Here is a 17191-nt window from a genome sequence, read left to right as displayed (position 1 = left end):
GTCCTTGTTGTTGGTTCAATCACCCTGCCCTTGCCGGTTTTCTGGCTTGCCGGGCACGGATTTCTTGGACGGCGTGGCTGTCATGAGCTGGGAGAGAAAAAACAGCCATCCGCTGGAGCGCCGCTCCTGCAGCAGCACCGCCACGATGATGATGATGCCCTTGAGCACCAGCTGCGTGTTGCTGTCGATATTGTTGAGCTGCAGGATATTGCTGAGAAAGCCGAAGATGAGGACGCCGACAAGGGTGCCAATCATCGAGCCGCGCCCGCCCATCAAGCTGGTGCCGCCGATCACCACGGCAGCAATGGCGTCGAGTTCGAGCCCCATGCCCGCATCGGGCTTTCCCTGCCTGTATTGCGCGACATAGAGAATGCCCGCCAGTGCGGCGAGATATCCCGATATGGCATAGACGCTGATCTTTACCCGCCAGACCGGCACGCCGGCGAGCCGCGCCGCCTCTTCATTGCCGCCGATGGCATAGATGTACCGTCCGAACTTGGTGTATTTCAGGATCACCCAGAACAGGAGAATGATGCCGGCGAAAATCAGACCCGGCACCGGAATCAGCCCGAAAATGAGCGCGCGCAGGAATTCGAAATTCGCCGTCGCGTTGCTGCCGGTATAGACCGGCCAGACCGCCGTATTCTGCCCCGCCGTCAGGCGGGCAATGCCCAGCCCCGCCACCATCATGGCAAGTGTCACAATGAACGGTTGCAGGCGACCGCCAACGATGACGAGGCCGTTGACCATGCCGAGCATGAAACCGACGGCCGGAACCACCACGAGCACCAGCAGCACGCCGGCCTTTGCATCCGTGCCGGAGGCGACCCACCAGGCGACAGCGGCCGCGGCGACCACAGCCACAAGGGCGATAATGCGGTTCAGGTGCGTCCGGTCATTTTCGGGCTCGCCAACGGCGCGGCCAGGTACCTTGGCAAGGAACAACCCCGCCCCCAGCACAACAAGGAATGCCAGCACGAAAATGGCGGGAACGCCGATGGTATAGGCCGCCGACCAGCCCTCATTGGTCAGAAGCATGGCGCAGACGACGGAACCCAGCGCAAGCACGGACCCGACCGACAGGTCAATTCCGGCAATGAGGATCACCAGCGTCATGCCCACGGCAGTAATGCCGGTAACCGAAATCTGCCGGAAAACATCGGACAGATTGCCATAGGACAGGAAAATATTGTGCCCCTTGGACGAGATCGGCGATGAAAAAATGCCGACCAGAAAGAGCAGCACCAATCCCCAGTAGAGCTTAGTTGCATTCAGCAGGCGCTTGATCCGGCTAAGATTGCCTTGGGATGACTGCATTGTCTGCTCGCTCGCTCGTGTCATGCCGCGTCCTTTGTCAGAGCCGTGCCCAGGGGTGTCGCCAGTTCCATCACCTGTTCTTCGGAAAACGCTGTGCTCTCAAGAATGCCCGCCGCCCTGCCCTCGCACATCACGAGGATGCGGCTGGAGAGCGCAAGAAGTTCCGGCAATTCGGAACTCACCATGATCACCGCCACGCCGGACAAAGCGAGTTTTTTCAGGAGCTCGTAGATTTCATCCTTGGCGCCGACGTCGATCCCCCGGGTCGGTTCATCCAAGAGGACGACGCTGGGCCGGGTTTCCAGCCATTTGCCCAGCACGATCTTTTGCTGGTTGCCGCCGCTCAGCTGATCGATCTTCTGGTCCGGGCCATCGCAGCGCACGTGCATCGCTTTGATGATCCGGCCCGCCACGGGGTCCTCGCGCCGGCGGCTGATCCAGCCGAACGGCGCGAGCCACGGCAAGGACGGCAGAACGGCATTGGCCCGGATGTCCGCATTCATGAGAAGACCCGTTCCCTTGCGGTCTTCGGTGAGGAAGGCAATGCCCTTCGCCACCGACCGGCGTGGGGTCAGGGACGCGGCGGCAAGGCTGGTGCCGTTGCGGGTGATCGTGCCGGAGCGTTCTCCAGTCGCCGCGCCAAAAATCAGTTCGAGCACTTCAGTGCGCCCGGAACCGAGCAGCCCGCCGATCCCGAGAATTTCGCCGGCGTGGAGATCGAAGCTCACATCCTCGACGACATTGTGCATGCTGCCGCGCGAATTCGGGCGGCGTAGGCGAGATTGCGCGCTTCAAGTACAATCGGCCTGCCCGATCTATCCGCCTTGGGTTCCGGTGCTGCCAGATCGCGCCCAACCATCATGCGGATGAGATCGCGCTCGCTCACATCCTGGGCCCGGCGCGTGGCGATGAAGCTGCCGTCGCGCAACACGGTGATCTTGTCGGCAAGCGAGAATATTTCATTCATCCGATGGGAAATGTAGATGATGGCAACGCCGTTACGGGCCAGTTCCCGCACAAAACTGGCCAGTCTCTGGGCTTCGGCCTCCGACAGCGCCGAGGTCGGCTCGTCCAGAACCAGCACGTCGGCATTCAGGGACAATGCGCGGGCAATCTCGACAAGCTGCTGCTCGCCGACGCGCAAATTCTCCACATCGGCACGCGGATCAATATCGATGCCGAAGCGGTCGAGCAGCTCTGCGCTCTTCGTCTCGATGCTCCTGCGATCAATGAACAGGCCCCCGATCAGCGGCTCGCGCCCGAGAAAAATATTCTCGGACACGCTGAGGCTTGGAATGAGGTTGAGTTCCTGGTGGATGATGGCGATGCCGTTATGCTCGGCTTCCCGCGGCGAGGCGAAGTCGACCGCCCGCCCCCGGACAAGCATGTCACCGCCGCTGCGACGATGCACGCCGCTGAGGATTTTCACCAGCGTCGACTTGCCCGCACCGTTCTCCCCCATGATGGCATGAATCTCGCCCGGATAGATGTCGAGATCGATACTTCGCAGGGCAACAATATGAGCGAATGACTTGCTGATGCCGCGCATCGAGACGATCGGCAGCTGACTATCCAAAATGTTCCTCCCAAAACATTCTTTCAAGTTAATATGTAACATGTTAGATGTTATTGTGCAGGAGTCAAATGCTTCATTCGGAGAAATGGAATTCAGCCTCCTGCCATGCAACAGGGCCTACCGGGGAGCTTTGGACGTGCAATTGGGGTCAGGCAGCAAGAGTTTCAGGGAACAGAAGGTCATTGCGGTCACACGCAAGGACCAGGTCTATTCCATCCTGCGTCAGGCCATCATTTCATCGCAGCTGGCGCCCGGCGAAGCCATCCGCAAGGAACTGGTGGCGCTGCAGCTCGGCGTATCACGCACGCCGGTCAGCGATGCCATCAACCGCCTCGCCGACGAAGGCCTGGTGGAGATTTACCCGCAAACCGGCACTTTCGTTGCCCGGCTGCGCCTCGACAAGATCGAGACAGCCCAATTCGTGCGCATTGCCCTGGAAACGGCGGCCATCCGGCGGGCGGCAGAACGCAGCTCGGCTGAGATCGTGCAGCGCCTGCGCGATAATCTCGACCGGCAGCGCAAGGCAGCGGACTCCAGGGATTTCGAAGGGTTTTACGCGCTCGACGAGGAATTGCACGACATGATCTGCGATGCGGCGGGTTTGGTTGGATTGCGCGAAATTGCCGCCAAGGAGCGCAGCCAGATCGACCGCGTGCGGCGGCTGCTCCTGCACTACGAAACGCGCATGGTCGAAACGCTGAAAGAGCACCAGGCTATTGTTGATGCCATTGCCGACAACAGCGTCGAGCGCGCGGCGGCGGCGATGGAAGAGCATATTTCGAAGATGGGCAAAATGCTGCTGCAGCTGCAGACCAAACGGCCGGAGCTGTTTGCCGATTAGCAAGCCGCCCCTCGCCGCGGCCTAGTCCGCATGCAGGTCACGCGGGATTGCCGGACCGACCTCGAGATCGCGGAATTCCGCCGCAAAGCCGCCGCGCTGCGGCGAACAGGCCATGATACCGACCGACGCATCGTCTTTGGGAAATGGCGCGAGCCGCGCCAGCTGCCACGGCGCATCATTGATGGCATACTGGACCCGCACCGCATCATCATGGCGGGTCAGCCGGATGTGCACCGCGTCGTCGACACGGGCGCTGTGCAGGGGAATGACGGACCAATCGGATACGCGCTTGGTCACGACAACGCTGAAATGCATGAGGCCGTCGGTATATTCGATGCCGGTCTTGATCCAGGTCCGGGCGTCGATCCGCAGCATCAGACCAGCCTGGTCATAGAGTTCCCGGTAATCGCCGCGCACTGTCACGCGGGCGCTGAAATCACCGCTGACCGGCGTCAGATAGGCATGGCCGTTGTCGCGCTCGAAACCATAGAAGGTGTGCTGCCAGAAATCGGTGTTCTCAGCCGTCGCAAGCGTGAGCAGACGGGCTTCGCCGTGATGGGACGGCGGCGCATTGAGCCAGTTGAACGCATCAGTCATCACTCTCTCCACACGCGAATCCGGCCTCAGACGGCAAATGCGATGTAGCAGATTGTGGCTGGTGCTGAAATCCATTGCGGCGATAGGTATGGTTACCAATTGGCACTGGTGGTGCACCGGAGCATGATAGCGAAAGGCCTTCATTCAGCGATCGCCTTGGCCGCGCAGGTTTTGGCCATGCCGTGGGGGTACGTCAGGCTATGCGGGTGTAACAGATGGAAAGGCAATCAAGGTATTTGCTCGGATTTACAAATATGGTTGAAAACGGCGGAGTGGGAGTGGTGATTTTATTGATAACCAGCCGTTCTCATTTCAAAAATGATCTTACGGACAACGCGTATGCCAATGCTTTCTCAATATAAAAAGAGCGGCTGCAACACACTTGTTTTTCTTGCACTAGCAGCAATCATAATATCGGACTCGACGTTTAGAAACCACCCGCACGTCCTATTGATACTAAAGTTACTATCAATTCCATCAATAATTATTGCGTTTTCATGCATAAAAGATTCAACTTTTACCAATTCTTATAAAGTAATATTGAAATCCATCGTAGGCTCAACTCTGTTTAGCCTACTGTACTGTGGAGACGATACAGATTTCATTTCAGCAACACTCGTGTTTTCCGGAGTTTTCGCCTGTTTTTTCATCGCGCAGCTAACGGCCAGACCAAAAGAATTGACTGACGAAAACCACAAATAACCGCACGCACGTGCCACCTTCAATCCCGAACCATGAGCACTGCTTTGGATTTGGCCCGGAATATTTCAACGACATTTATTTTGGCCGGGATTGAGGAGTTGATCAAGGCTTACCTCGTTGTCCTTTTTCGCGACACCAGGTTCCGCATACCGTCCTATTTCCTGTTTTTTGGTCTGGAGTGCGCTTTCAAGACGCCGGTGATTTATGATTACATGTTGGAACTTGGTGCCGGTCCGGTATTTGCTGTGCTTGGAACCTTGTCCGTCGTTGTCTCCTCAACCAGCTTTCACATTTTTACATCATTGGTTTATGCCAAAGCCAGATGGATTTATGCGGCAATTTTCTACTGCACAGTCATTCATTCCACCGTCAACACGACGATGGATTATTTGCCCGCTATTCCCCTCAAAATCTACGCGTTCATCTGGTGGCCATATACATCAGTCGCGATAATCATTCTCTTTGCCTACTTTTATTTCGAACGATGGATGAACGTTGCGCGCTGCGATTGAGCGCGGGCGGCTGTAAGTATAGCTACGGATTGGCGTCAGGGTTTCATGGAAGTATCATCCGTCCAATCAATAATACCCGGATAGAGGCCTTGCGGGCATTCCATGAATGAGCAGCCAAACAGTGTTTTCACGGCACTGCATTTTATGAACACAATAAATCCATCGAGTAGATTTCATATTTCAACATATTGATTTTATTATTTAAATATGGAGATTTTGATGCGTGAACTAACCGAGCATGAAATATCGTTCGTCGTTGGTGGAGGCGCTTTGGATCGCGACACCGGTTATTCCAAAGGCCAAACATCCAGTAACAGCAAAAGCTCAAGTGCTACGGGTAAAGGCATTGGCAAGGGGGCCGATGGCGGCTCCATCATGGACCATACCTATGAGGCATCGAGACTGCCGTCCAATAATCCGAAGGATAATCTCTTGAGTTATATTGGCCAGGCCATCAAAAGTGCGTTCAAAGGCGGCGGTACGCCAGATTTTGGTGCCTACAACGCGATGGGCGACTATACCGGCGGTAGTGGCGACGGCAATGGCCCCAACCAAGGCGGAAACAGGTGGTGGCGGCAAAGGTCAATACCGGTCCCGCTAGCCTGAATATCTTAAAGCGCGGCATGGCCGCGCTTACCCCTCTCAATCCTGAACCATGAGCAATGCTTTGGATTTGGCCCGGAATATTTCAACGACATTTATTTTGGCCGGGATTGAGGAGTTGATCAAGGCTTACCTCGTTGTCCTGTTCCGCGACACCAGGTTCCGCATACCGTCCTATTTCCTGTTTTTTGGCCTCGAATGTGTGTTCAAGACACCGGTGGTCTACGAGCACACTTTGGAACTTGGTGCCGGTCCGGTGTTTGCAGTGCTTGGAACCTTGTTCGTCGTTGTCTCCTCAACCAGCTTTCACATTTTTACATCATTGGTTTATGCCAAAGCCAGATGGATTTACGCGGCAATCTTCTACTGCACACTGGTGCATTTTGCGTCGAATTTTACTCTCTATCAGCTGCCGACCCTACCCCTATATTCTTATACGCTCGTGTTGTCCTTGCCATATACACTCGCCGAGGTGGTTCTTCTGTTTGGCTACTATTACTTTGAACGGCGCATCAACAGTGCCCCCCGCGAATGAGAGCGCAAATCTTGCGCTTTTTCGTCAGGAAGCCATTGACGGCCGCAAGCACAAATGGTTCGGCCGCCCGCAATTATTGCGACCGATATCCGCAACAGTGGCGACGGGGTGTGCGGTGGCTTCGGTCGCAATGATCGGCATGTTCGTGGCATTTGGCGAATACACGCGCAGGGTCCGCCTCACCGGCACGGTGCAGACCAGCGTCGGCGTCGTGCGTTTGATTGCTCCGCAAGCCGGACGGGTTGTCGAAACCTCAGCCAGCGAGGGGCAGCCCGTGCATAAAGGCGACCGCCTGTATGTATTGAGCACCGATAGTACGACCTCCGATGGAAACACCTATGCCGCCATCATCGGCCAGATCCGCCTGCAGCGAAACGAACTGCAGGTGGAGATTGCGCGCCGCGTTGAACTGGACAAGGAACAAAGGGACAATCTGCAAAAGCAGGCGGCTGCGCTCGAGCGGGAGATTGCCCAGGTTGCGGCACAGATATCCGTAACGGCCACCTATGCGGAAACCCTGAAGCAATTCGCCGACAGGCTGGAAGGCGTCGTTGAGAAAGGCATTGTTGCACAACGGGAATTCGAGGTGCGGCGGGAAAGTTACATGGGGCAGCGCGCACTGCTGGAAAACCTGCGCCGGGACACCATCCAGCTGCAGTCCAAATTGCAGGAGATCCGTTCCAAGCTCAGGGGCTTCGATCATGAGGCGGCATCCGCCATCGGCGGGTTGCGGCGACAAATATCGGCTCTTGATCAACAGAGCGCAGATATGGAGCGCAACCGGGAAATATTGGTGACGGCGCCACAGGATGGCACGGTGACAGCCGTGCTTGTCCAGTCGGGGCAGACGGTTGGCGCAGGCACACCGCTTTTGTCCATATTGCCGGCATCGGGACATCTGGAAATTCACTTTTTTGCCTCAAGCGCGGCAATCGGTTTTATCAGACAGGGATCGCCTGTGCTTCTGCGCTACGCGCCGTTTCCCTATCAGAAGTTCGGCCAGTATCCCGCGATCATTGCAGAGATTTCCCGCGTCGCGTTGCGCGCAACGGACGGCGAAGGCATTGCCGGCGGGCAAATCGCGGGAAAACAGCCGCCCAGCGGCTTTTATCGGGTTTCCGCCAAGCCGGAGCAGGACACCGTGCTTGCCTATGGCAAACGTGAACCATTGCAGGTCGGCATGGACGTCGAAGCCGATGTCTTTCTGGAAACCAGAAAGCTGTATGAATGGATATTGGAGCCGCTCTACAGCCTGAGCGGCGGCATTGGCGGCGGGCCGGGATCAAGCACAAGAAATGAATCCGGTGCTCAATAGGGTGTCATTCGGCTTCAGGCATCGCTTGCCGGTCATCCTGCAAACGGAAGTGGCCGAATGCGGCCTTGCCTGTCTCGCCATGATCTGCGGTTTTCACGGCAACCGAGTGGATATTGGCGTCCTTCGCCGCCGGCACGCGGCTTCCATCAAGGGCACGGCGCTGACGTCCTTGATGCGTATTGCGACAAAGCTCGGGTTTGCCAGCAGGGCCATTCGTCTCGATGTTGCAGATTTTGCCGATCTGCGCCTGCCCTGCATTCTGCATTGGGATTTCTCCCACTTTGTTGTCCTGGCGAAGACAACGGCAAAGGGGATCGTCGTCCACGACCCTGCGCTCGGGCGACGCTCTCTCACGTTCGGCCAGGCCTCGGCCCATTTCACCGGCGTCGCGCTGGAGTTGTTGCCGACCGGCGGCTTTGCGAAAAAAGTCGAAAGAGAACGCATTCGCCTGAGCGATCTGTTCCGCAATGTCGCCGGCCTCAAGCGCGCGCTGACCCAGCTTTTTCTGCTGTCGCTCTGCCTGGAGGTTTTTGCGCTCCTCAGCCCGGTGGGTTCGCAAATCATTATCGATCAGGTTGTCGTCTCGGCCGATCACGATCTGCTCATCACCATCGCGATTGGCCTATGCCTGTTCCTGCTGCTCCAGACGATGATCGGGATTGCACGCGGCTGGGCCGGACTTGTCTTGGGCACCAGTCTCAACCTGCAATGGACAACCGGACTGTTCGATCACCTGCTGCGCCTTCCCTTGTCCTATTTCGAAAAGCGTCATATCGGCGATGTCGTGTCGCGCTTTTCCTCGCTCGTTCCCATTCAGTCGGCGCTGACCACGGACATCGTTGCGGCTGTCCTCGATGTCACGGTTGTTGCGGGCTCGCTGAGCCTGATGCTGATCTATGGCGGCTGGCTGACATGGGTCGCTGTCGCCACGCTGGCGATCCAGACCCTCATTCGCGTCGTCTCCTACCCGGCCTATCGGGCAGCCAACGAGGCAGCCATCGTGCAGGGAGCCAAAGAGGATTCACACTTTCTGGAATCCATTCGGGGCATTGCCAGCCTCAAGGCGCTCGATCTGTTTGAACGACGGCGCGGAGCATGGCTTAACCTGATGGTCGAATCGATCAATGCGGACCTGCGCATCCGGAAACTCGATCTGGTTTTTGGTACGACAAGCGATCTCCTTGATGGTTTTGACCGCATCATCATGCTCTGGCTGGGAGCTTCGGCCGTCATGGACGGAGCCATGACCATCGGTATGCTCATTGCTTTCCTTGCCTACAAGGACCAGTTCACCGGGCGGGTGTCTGCGCTCATCGGTCTGGCCGTCCGGCTCAACATGCTCGGTATGCACGCCGAACGCCTTGCCGATATCGCCCTGGGCACCCCCGAGGAGGCAACCGGCGCCGTGTGGGGTGAGCGGGACATGTCGCGGTTGCAGGGCAGATTGGAAGTCAGGGATTTGACCTTTTGTTATAGTGATGGTGACCCGCCTGTTCTGACGAATATCAATCTCACCATCAATCCGGGAGAAATCATTGCTCTGACGGGTCCATCCGGCGCAGGCAAAACCACGCTCATGAAGCTCCTGGCGGGATTGCTGGTGATTCAGGATGGCCATTTGTCGATCGATGGACAGGATATCAACCGCCTCGGCGCATCTTACTATCGCAAAGCGGTTGCTTGTGTTCTGCAGGATGACCGGCTTTTCGCCGGTACGATCGCCGAAAATATTTCCGCTTTCGATCCGGAACACGATAGCGAGCGGGTATGCCAATGCGCACGACTTGCGGCCATCGACGACGAGATAAACCGTATGCCTATGGCCTACGAGACACTCGTCGGCGATATGGGCAGCGCACTGTCCGGCGGCCAAAGACAGCGGATTTTTCTGGCGCGCGCGCTTTACCGCCAGCCAAAAATCCTGTTTCTCGATGAGGCGACCAGCCATCTTGACGAAGACAATGAGAAAAAGATCAACGGCGCACTGGCCAGCCTTGCCATAACGCGAATTATTGTGGTGCACCGGCAATCAAGCATCGCTCTTGCGCATAGAACAATCAGAATTCAGAACGGCATAATCGAGGAAGCCATATCCTGAAGCGCGATCACAAGAGATACGCTCTCACGAATGCAGTATTTGCGGGCGTTCGTCGGCTGGCGTGAAGCGGAACGGCTTTTGAAAATGTCCTCTCTCCGCCAAGACGTTCAGTTCGCGATTTGCCGCCATGACGGCCAACTCATCCACATCGCGCACACCGCTTTCGTAGATCGCAATGACAATCCGGGCGAGCTGGTTGCAGCGAGCGTGGGTTTTCGGGCAGCGATCGAGCATTTTGGAAGCCCGGTCATGGGCCTGCTGCATGATGTCCCAATCCGTCGTGGAGTGAATGCGTTGGTCCCTGCTTGAAAAAGGCATGACACACTCCCTGGATATGACTGAAAGTTTTTCAATGCCGCACTGCCGTGCCTGAGGCACGCCAAAATCGCGGACAAAACGAGTAGATTCCTCTTTGCGCCGGAACGCAAATCACACCCGACAATGCGGGTGATAACTATTTTGTGATAGGCATTTTGGGTTATAAACGCCAACCATTTTTTGTTGACCAGACCGCTCATGTTTTGTATGGCTCACTTGTTCCGGGGTCCATTGCTGGCGCAACCGAAATTTGCTCTGCAAGCCATACAAATCAAAGAGGTTTTCATGAAAATCAACTTTCCGACTTTTGCAAGTGCCGCGGCGCTCGCTGTTGCCTTGATCGCCGCGCCGGCAATGGCGCAGAACGCCGATGGCATCGTTGTTTATAATGCGCAGCATGAAAGCCTGACCAAGGCGTGGGCCGACGGGTTCACCAAGGAAACCGGCATCAAGGTGACGATCCGCAACGGCAAGGACATGGAACTGGCCAACCAGATCGTGCAGGAAGGCGCTGCTTCCCCGGCTGACGCATTCCTGACGGAGAATTCCCCGGGAGTGGTTCTGGTCGACAATGCCAAGCTGTTCGCACCGCTCGACAAGGCAGTGCTCGATCAGGTGCCGGCCAATTACCGCCCGGAACATGGCCGCTGGACCGGCGTTGCCGCCCGTTCCACCGTGTTCGCCTATGACAAGAACAAGCTGACGGAAGACAAGCTGCCGAAGTCGCTGCTCGACCTTGCCGATGCAAGCTGGAAGGGCCGCTGGGGCGCCGCACCGGCTGGCGCGGATTTCCAGGCAATCGTCAGCGCGCTTCTGGAACTCAAGGGCGAGGAAACCACAGCCAAGTGGTTGAAGGCACTCAAGGAAAATGCGACCGCCTATAAGGGCAACAGCGTTGCCATGAAGGCCGTCAATGCCGGAGAAATCGAAGGCGCGGTGATTTATCACTATTACTATTTCGGCGATAAGGCCAAAACCGGCGAAAACACCAAGAACGTGTCCCTGCACTACTTCAAGCATGAGGATCCGGGCGCATTCGTCAGCATTTCCGGCGGCGGTGTTCTGGCTTCGAGCAAGCACAAGGAAGATGCCCAGGCGTTCCTGAAGTGGGTCACCGGCAAGGCTGGCCAGGCAATCTTGAAGGATGGGGATTCCTTCGAATATGCCGTTGGCAAGGATGCGGCATCCAATGCCGCTCTGGTGCCTCTGGCCGATCTGCAGGCGCCGAAGGTCGAACCTTCGAAGCTGAACAGCAAGAAGGTGACGGACCTGATGACGGCAGCGGGCCTGCTGTAACCACAATGCCGGTTAGCCGGCAATGAAATAACTCTGGACACCTCCTGCACAGACATTTGATCTTGCAGGGGGTGTTGTTCGATTCCCCTTCGGGTATGAAGGCCAATCTGGCCGCCGGCGGGTGTTCGTGCATATGAAAGCAAATGTGAATTGTTGTCTACCGGATCAATAAACGGCCAACGTCCCAATGCAGCTGCAGCGCAGCTGGCCTTGGTCCCGCATCATGCCGTGCGTCGCCTGCCGTTTTTATCCGTTTTCGGCCTCGCCGGGCTTGTTGCCCTGCTCAGCCTTCTGCCGCTCGGTTTCGTCATCTGGGTGACCATCCAGACCGGCTGGGATACGGTCGTCACCCTGGTGTTCCGCGCCCGCGTCGGTGAACTGCTGATCAATACGGTGCTGCTGGAAGTCTGGACAATCCCGCTTTCCATCGTTCTGGCGGTCAGCCTTGCCTGGCTGACCGAGCGCACCGACCTGCCCGGCGCCCGCCTGTGGGCGTGGCTCGCGGTTGCGCCGCTTGCCGTCCCGGCATTTGTCCACAGTTATGCCTGGATCAGCATGGCCCCCAGCCTGCATGGCCTGTTCGGCGGCGTGCTGGTTTCCGTTCTGGCTTATTTCCCGTTTCTCTATCTTCCGGTCGCGGCGCAGATGCGGCGCGTCGATCCGGCCATGGAAGATGTCGGCGCATCGCTTGGCCTCGGTCCGTGGCGGGTCTTCTTCCGGGTGCTCCTGCCGCAGCTGCGTTTTGCCATTTGCGGCGGCTCCCTGCTGATCGGCCTGCATCTTCTGGCGGAATACGGCCTTTTCGTCATGATCCGCTTCGATACCTTCGCGACAGCCATCGTTGACCAGTTCCAGTCGACCTTCAACGGTCCTGCCGCCAACATGCTGGCCGGTGTTCTGGTGCTGTGCTGCGCCGGTTTGCTGGCACTCGAAGCGTTGATCCGCGGCAATGAACGTTATGCGCGTGTCGGCTCGGGATCGGCGCGCCCGATCACAAAATACCGGCTGGGCTGGCTTGCCCTGCCCTGCCTGCTCATTCCGCTGGCAACCACGGCGCTGGCGCTGGGCGTTCCATTCGTCACCCTTGGCCGCTGGCTGATTGCCGGCGGCACGTCGGTGTGGAAGCTGAACGAAATCGGCACTGCCTTCGGGACAACACTGCTGCTGGCTGTTGCCGGGGCCTTGCTGGCCACCGTCGCAGCGACCCCCATGGCTTGGCTTTCGGTGCGGGCTCCCAGCCGCATGCAGCGGGCCCTCGAGGCCTGCCATTATTATGTCGGCTCCCTGCCCGGGGTCGTGGTCGCGCTGGCACTTGTGACCATCACGGTGCGTGTTGTCCTGCCGCTTTACCAGACCGCCGCGACGCTGCTGCTCGCCTACGGTCTGCTTTTCCTGCCGCGCGCCCTCGTCGGACTGCGGGCCAGCATCGCGCAGGCGCCTGTCGAACTGGAGCGGGCCGCCATGGCGCTTGGGCGCACGCCGGTGCAGGCGGTCACGCGCATTACCATGCGGCTGGCTGCGCCCGGCGCCGCCGCCAGCGTCGCATTGGTGGCGCTCGGCATTACCAATGAATTGACGGCCACGCTGATGCTTGCGCCCAATGGCACGCGAACATTGGCGACGGAATTCTGGTCGTTGACCAGCGAGATTGATTATGCGGCTGCCGCGCCCTATGCACTGATGATGGTGGTGCTGTCCCTGCCCCTCACGCTCCTGCTGCATGCCCAATCGAAACGGATTATTGGACGATGACCTTTCTCGACATTCGCGGTGTAACAAAACGATACGGTGTCACCACCGCCGTCGATGACGTCACGCTGTCAGTCGCAGCAGGCAGCCGTACGGCGGTTGTCGGACCATCGGGATCGGGCAAGACCACTCTGCTGCGCCTCATTGGCGGGTTTGAAGCCCCGGACAGCGGCCAGGTGACACTGAATGGCGATGTATTGGCCGAGGGTGCGGCGATCGTTCCGGCGCATCGCCGCAGTGTCGGGTTCGTGACGCAGGATGGCTCGCTTTTCCCGCACCTGACCGTCGCCGACAATATCGGCTTTGGCCTGGACAAGCGTAGTCCCGACCGCAGCCAGCGCATCCTTGCCCTCATGGATATGGTCGAGCTCGACCCCATCATGCTGAACCGCCGGCCGCATCAGCTTTCCGGTGGACAGCAGCAACGGGTCTCGCTTGCCCGGGCTTTGGCACGCCAGCCCAAACTGATGCTGCTGGACGAGCCGTTTTCCGCGCTCGACACCGGTCTGCGCGAAAACATGCGCAAGGCTGTTGCTGCGGTTCTGAAAAAAGCCGGCATTACCACCATTCTGGTCACCCACGATCAGGCGGAGGCCCTGTCCTTTGCCGATCAGGTCGCCGTGATGCGGCAGGGCAAACTGGTTCAGGCCGGACCGCCGCGCTCGCTCTATCTGAACCCGTCGGACCGCACGACGGCCTCGTTTCTTGGCGATGCAATTCTGCTGCCGGCGCAGATCGGCAACGGCTGGATCGATTGCGCGTTTGGCCGGTTGAAGGCGCAGACAGCCGAACGGCTGGGCACAGCGGAAATCATGCTGCGCCCCGAACAGCTGAAACTAGTCTCCGTCACCGAGAGCGACGCCGTGGCTGCCCCTGACGAGAATGCCGGTTATGGCAGGGTCGTTGACATCGAATTTGGCGGGGCGGTGTGCACAGTGACGCTTGCCATCATGGGAGACCACGGTTCTTGCAACGGCCAGAGGGCCGCGCCGGTGCAGATAAAGTGTTCCGCGGTCAATCTTCCTGCAACCGGGGATCATGTGCGCATTGAAGTCCTTGGCGAGCCGCATATATTTGCCTGATGCGGTTGCTGTTCCGGAATCGGAAAGCGCAACTGCTTAAACAAGCATGCTCCCGGAAGGAACACCCATGCCGCTTTCCATGTACCAGATTTCAGTCCCGGTCTTTATCCGCGGGTTTTCGATCGTTTCGGCGCTGATTGCCAAGGCCGAAGCCTATGCGCAGGAAAAGAAGATCGACCCTTCCGTGCTTGTCAGCGCGCGCCTGGCCCCCGACATGCTGCCCTTTTCGGGGCAGATCCAACGGGCCAGCGACACGTCCAAGGCGACCATTGCCCGCCTGACCGATGTCAAAGTGCCAAGCTTTCCCGACGATGAAGTGAGCTTTGCCGATCTGAAGGCGCGGATAGACAAGACCGTGGCCTTTCTGGAAGGCCTGGACACATCAGTGCTCGATGACAGCGAAGGCCGCGAGGTTACCCTGAGCTTTGGTCCGCACAAGGCGCATCTGGGCGGCCATGACTACATGCTGCAGTTCGCGCTGCCGAACTTCTTTTTCCACGTCACCACCGCCCATGACATCCTGCGGCACAATGGGGTTCCCATCGGCAAGCTGGATTATCTGGGCGCCTACAGCAACTAGGGTCAGAACCCTTGGAGTAAAAAGCCGTTAGCGCTGTCTTGCCTTGCGGGCAGCGTAGCGGCGATCGCGTTCCGCCTTGCGCTCGGCCTCATCGGCGATGACGCGGGCGATCCGGTTGCTTGACTCGGCCTGAAGCGCCTTTGCGGCGGCTTCTGCTGCCTCTGCCACGGCTGCCGCCTCGGCAAGCTTGCGGTCCCGCTCTTCCTGCTTTACGCGCTCGCGTTCTGCCTGCCGTGCCGCACGTGCCGCCGCAATGGCTTCCCGTTCTGCGCGTTTTGCCTGCACCTCCGGGTCGGTTGGCTTGGGTGCTTTTTCGAACTTTTTGAGAAGCAGTTGCTTGGCCTCGGCCGCCGCTTTGCGGCGATCAGCGAATTCATTGAGATGTTTCAAACCGGGGTAGTCCTTGTATGGGTCGTTTTGGATCTGCCGGAGGCGCGCCCGGCACCTGCCGTTCACGCTACAACGCACCGCATCGCGCGGCGCCGCAGATAGAGTTCCTGTAACCTACCCGGCGCGCCGTGACAATGAAAGCCCCGTCTAAAGACCAATTGAATTATCAAGATTTCCGGCTCATTGTAATATCTGGTGTCGATTGGCAAAAAGAACGTGAAAACCTTCGGGTCACGCACCATATCTCTGGAAACGATAAGGCGTCGCAATCTGGCACCACGGACGGACGCCCATGGGAGAGCAACATGGCTCACTTTGAATATCAATTGCATGCCTTTGATCTTGATAGCAAATTTGGTTTTGCCGACGGCAATATGTTTGGCGCGCTGCTGCGCGAAAAACTCGGCAAGCTGGCACCCAACAAGCGCGAGGTCTTGGTCGAATGCGTCAAACGCTTCCTGTTGCCGGCCATTCCGCGCCGGGTACAGACAATGATTGTTGCCAAGGGCCATAACCCGATCCGGCTGGTTGCCGGCGAAACCATCGACGATGTCGAAGATGTCACGGTGAGCATCCGCGAAAAGGATGTGCTGCAGATTGCCCGCGAGCTTCTGCGCCGCGTCAAGTCCTAGGGTCAGCACTCATTACGCCCGCAGATCAAGTGTCCACGTCTGGCCGACAAGGTCGTGCCCGAACGAATGGTGCCGTTCTTCCTCCATGAGCTTGAATCCCGCGTCCTGATAAATGCGCCGGGCCGAAAGCAGAAAGTCATTTGTCCAGAGGGTAAGCTTGTGATAGCCGACCGCCCGCGCCCGCTCGATGCAGGCGGCAACAAGCGCCGAGCCGATGCCCAATCCCCGCGCTGACGGTTCCACATAGAGCATACGCAATTTGCCGACCTGCGGGTCGTCCGTGCGCATGAGAAAGACCGACCCGGCAATTTCACCATTCCGGTCGGCAATCCACGCCTGCTCCCGTGCCGGATCGAAGTTTGCGATGAACCCGGACATGATGCCGGCGATCAGACCTTCAAACGTCCAATCCAGATTGTATTCCTTGTTGTAAAGATAGGCCTGCCTGTGAACGACCAGGCCAAGATCACCTGCCCTGGGAGCCCGCAAGATGTAGGCCGGAGCCGGGCTGACCGTTTCGGATCGATTGTCCAGTATGGAGCGGATCTCGCGCATGGATTGGGTCAAGCGGCTGACACGGGCTGTATCGAGCGGCGCAAGCACCGCATTGGCCCTGTCGATTGCGCTTCGGTCCAGCGCTGCGAAGGCAGCCTGCCCCTCCGGCGTCAGCGAGAGAATACGCAGCTTGGCATGATCGGTGCTGACCGTACTGCAGACAAGCTGGCGCGCTTTGAACCGCGCCAGTATCCGGCTGATCTGCGCGGTGTCCATATCGAGTATCCGCGAGAGGTCGGCAGCCGTTTTGACGGTGTCATTATTGGCAAGTTCATAGAGAATGCGCGCTTCGGGAAGCGAAAACGGACTGTCGGTCAGATGCTCATCCAAGAGGCCGATAATGTGGGTGTAGAAGCGATTGAACGTGCGTATTTCTGCGACCGGTTCCGACATCGGCCCATTCCTTTGCTGTTGACTGGCTTGAGTATTGACTCAGTCAACATTAAAAGGCAAGCGGTTGTCGGCACAAACGGAAAGTGCCCGCGAACGGGCA

General features: G+C 58.1%; 16 protein-coding genes and 1 pseudogene. 11 read left to right on the top strand and 6 right to left on the bottom strand.

Annotation, left to right across the window (positions count from 1 at the left end):
- Positions 1-15: 15 nt before the first annotated feature.
- Positions 16-1341, bottom strand: a complete 1326-nt coding sequence (locus tag ACP7B1_RS07915; RefSeq protein ID WP_426136864.1) for an ABC transporter permease — start codon at positions 1339-1341, stop codon at positions 16-18.
- Positions 1338-2866, bottom strand: a pseudogene (locus tag ACP7B1_RS07910) (sugar ABC transporter ATP-binding protein). The gene ACP7B1_RS07915 and the pseudogene ACP7B1_RS07910 overlap by 4 nt, the downstream one beginning before the upstream one ends.
- 163 nt (positions 2867-3029) lie before the next feature.
- Between ACP7B1_RS07910 and ACP7B1_RS07905 the strand changes: the two are divergent.
- Positions 3030-3734 (top strand): GntR family transcriptional regulator, encoded by a 705-nt coding sequence (locus ACP7B1_RS07905; RefSeq protein ID WP_346306170.1) that lies wholly within the window; start codon positions 3030-3032, stop codon positions 3732-3734.
- Positions 3735-3755: 21 nt separating this feature from the next.
- Here ACP7B1_RS07905 and ACP7B1_RS07900 read toward each other — a convergent pair whose 3' ends face one another.
- Entirely contained in the window at positions 3756-4331 is a 576-nt protein-coding gene (locus tag ACP7B1_RS07900; RefSeq protein WP_346306171.1) for a DUF1349 domain-containing protein, read from the bottom strand.
- 734 nt (positions 4332-5065) lie between these two features.
- Between ACP7B1_RS07900 and ACP7B1_RS07895 the strand changes: the two genes are divergently transcribed.
- The 5 genes from ACP7B1_RS07895 (at position 5066) to ACP7B1_RS07875 (ending at position 10096) form a co-directional block, all read left to right on the top strand.
- Positions 5066-5545, top strand: a complete 480-nt coding sequence (locus ACP7B1_RS07895) for a hypothetical protein (RefSeq protein WP_346306172.1) — start codon at positions 5066-5068, stop codon at positions 5543-5545.
- A 219-nt stretch (positions 5546-5764) separates the two neighbouring features.
- A complete protein-coding gene (locus tag ACP7B1_RS07890) occupies positions 5765-6151 on the top strand; it encodes a hypothetical protein (protein ID WP_346306173.1) in 387 nt (128 codons plus the stop codon).
- A gap of 49 nt (positions 6152-6200) precedes the next feature.
- Complete coding sequence (locus tag ACP7B1_RS07885; protein WP_346306174.1) at positions 6201-6683, top strand: hypothetical protein; 483 nt, start codon at positions 6201-6203, stop codon at positions 6681-6683.
- Between the two features lie 115 nt (positions 6684-6798).
- Complete coding sequence (locus tag ACP7B1_RS07880; RefSeq protein WP_346306175.1) at positions 6799-7998, top strand: HlyD family secretion protein; 1200 nt, start codon at positions 6799-6801, stop codon at positions 7996-7998.
- Positions 7979-10096, top strand: coding sequence for a peptidase domain-containing ABC transporter (locus ACP7B1_RS07875; protein WP_346306176.1), 2118 nt, complete (start codon positions 7979-7981; stop codon positions 10094-10096). The genes ACP7B1_RS07880 and ACP7B1_RS07875 overlap by 20 nt, the downstream gene beginning before the upstream one ends.
- 24 nt (positions 10097-10120) lie before the next feature.
- On the opposite strand, the gene ACP7B1_RS07870 is transcribed toward ACP7B1_RS07875, so the two are convergent.
- Positions 10121-10414 carry a hypothetical protein gene (locus ACP7B1_RS07870; protein WP_426136863.1) on the bottom strand — a complete coding sequence of 98 codons (294 nt, stop codon included), beginning with the start codon at positions 10412-10414 and terminating at the stop codon, positions 10121-10123.
- A 285-nt stretch (positions 10415-10699) separates the two neighbouring features.
- Here ACP7B1_RS07870 and ACP7B1_RS07865 point away from each other — a divergent pair, with 285 nt between their 5' ends.
- The 4 genes from ACP7B1_RS07865 (at position 10700) to ACP7B1_RS07850 (ending at position 15121) form a co-directional block, all read left to right on the top strand.
- Positions 10700-11710 (top strand): iron ABC transporter substrate-binding protein, encoded by a 1011-nt coding sequence (locus ACP7B1_RS07865; protein ID WP_346306178.1) that lies wholly within the window; start codon positions 10700-10702, stop codon positions 11708-11710.
- Between the two features lie 210 nt (positions 11711-11920).
- Positions 11921-13462 carry an ABC transporter permease gene (locus tag ACP7B1_RS07860; RefSeq protein ID WP_426136862.1) on the top strand — a complete coding sequence of 514 codons (1542 nt, stop codon included), beginning with the start codon at positions 11921-11923 and terminating at the stop codon, positions 13460-13462.
- A complete protein-coding gene (locus ACP7B1_RS07855; protein WP_346306179.1) occupies positions 13459-14541 on the top strand; it encodes an ABC transporter ATP-binding protein in 1083 nt (360 codons plus the stop codon). Before ACP7B1_RS07860 ends, ACP7B1_RS07855 begins: the two co-directional genes overlap by 4 nt.
- Before the next feature lie 67 nt (positions 14542-14608).
- Positions 14609-15121, top strand: a complete 513-nt coding sequence (locus ACP7B1_RS07850) for a DUF1993 domain-containing protein (protein WP_346306180.1) — start codon at positions 14609-14611, stop codon at positions 15119-15121.
- Between the two features lie 27 nt (positions 15122-15148).
- On the opposite strand, the gene ACP7B1_RS07845 is transcribed toward ACP7B1_RS07850, so the two are convergent.
- The gene (locus tag ACP7B1_RS07845) at positions 15149-15511 is read right to left on the bottom strand and encodes a DUF6481 family protein (RefSeq protein ID WP_346306182.1); all 363 of its coding nucleotides are present in this window, start codon (positions 15509-15511) and stop codon (positions 15149-15151) included.
- 305 nt (positions 15512-15816) lie between these two features.
- Between ACP7B1_RS07845 and ACP7B1_RS07840 the strand changes: the two genes are divergently transcribed.
- On the top strand, positions 15817-16143 hold the full coding sequence (locus ACP7B1_RS07840) for a hypothetical protein (RefSeq protein ID WP_426136861.1): 327 nt from the start codon (positions 15817-15819) through the stop codon (positions 16141-16143).
- Between the two features lie 12 nt (positions 16144-16155).
- On the opposite strand, the gene ACP7B1_RS07835 is transcribed toward ACP7B1_RS07840, so the two are convergent.
- Positions 16156-17091 carry a helix-turn-helix domain-containing GNAT family N-acetyltransferase gene (locus tag ACP7B1_RS07835; RefSeq protein ID WP_346307402.1) on the bottom strand — a complete coding sequence of 312 codons (936 nt, stop codon included), beginning with the start codon at positions 17089-17091 and terminating at the stop codon, positions 16156-16158.
- Positions 17092-17191 lie beyond the last annotated feature (100 nt).

This window comes from Phyllobacterium sp. SL163 (assembly GCF_049896885.1).
In the GTDB taxonomy this organism is placed as follows: Bacteria; Pseudomonadota; Alphaproteobacteria; order Rhizobiales; family Rhizobiaceae; genus Phyllobacterium; species Phyllobacterium calauticae.
Note: the sequence above shows the minus strand (reverse complement) of the source record. Positions and strands in the feature narration are given on the sequence as shown.

Coding starts and splice junctions, on each gene's coding strand:
- ACP7B1_RS07915 (WP_426136864.1), bottom strand. CDS start 1,341: ATGACACGAGCGAGCGAGCAGACAATGCAGTCATCCCAAGGCAATCTT.
- ACP7B1_RS07900 (WP_346306171.1), bottom strand. CDS start 4,331: ATGACTGATGCGTTCAACTGGCTCAATGCGCCGCCGTCCCATCACGGC.
- ACP7B1_RS07895 (WP_346306172.1), top strand. CDS start 5,066: ATGAGCACTGCTTTGGATTTGGCCCGGAATATTTCAACGACATTTATT.
- ACP7B1_RS07890 (WP_346306173.1), top strand. CDS start 5,765: ATGCGTGAACTAACCGAGCATGAAATATCGTTCGTCGTTGGTGGAGGC.
- ACP7B1_RS07885 (WP_346306174.1), top strand. CDS start 6,201: ATGAGCAATGCTTTGGATTTGGCCCGGAATATTTCAACGACATTTATT.
- ACP7B1_RS07875 (WP_346306176.1), top strand. CDS start 7,979: ATGAATCCGGTGCTCAATAGGGTGTCATTCGGCTTCAGGCATCGCTTG.
- ACP7B1_RS07870 (WP_426136863.1), bottom strand. CDS start 10,414: ATGCCTTTTTCAAGCAGGGACCAACGCATTCACTCCACGACGGATTGG.
- ACP7B1_RS07865 (WP_346306178.1), top strand. CDS start 10,700: ATGAAAATCAACTTTCCGACTTTTGCAAGTGCCGCGGCGCTCGCTGTT.
- ACP7B1_RS07855 (WP_346306179.1), top strand. CDS start 13,459: ATGACCTTTCTCGACATTCGCGGTGTAACAAAACGATACGGTGTCACC.
- ACP7B1_RS07850 (WP_346306180.1), top strand. CDS start 14,609: ATGCCGCTTTCCATGTACCAGATTTCAGTCCCGGTCTTTATCCGCGGG.
- ACP7B1_RS07840 (WP_426136861.1), top strand. CDS start 15,817: ATGGCTCACTTTGAATATCAATTGCATGCCTTTGATCTTGATAGCAAA.
- ACP7B1_RS07835 (WP_346307402.1), bottom strand. CDS start 17,091: ATGTCGGAACCGGTCGCAGAAATACGCACGTTCAATCGCTTCTACACC.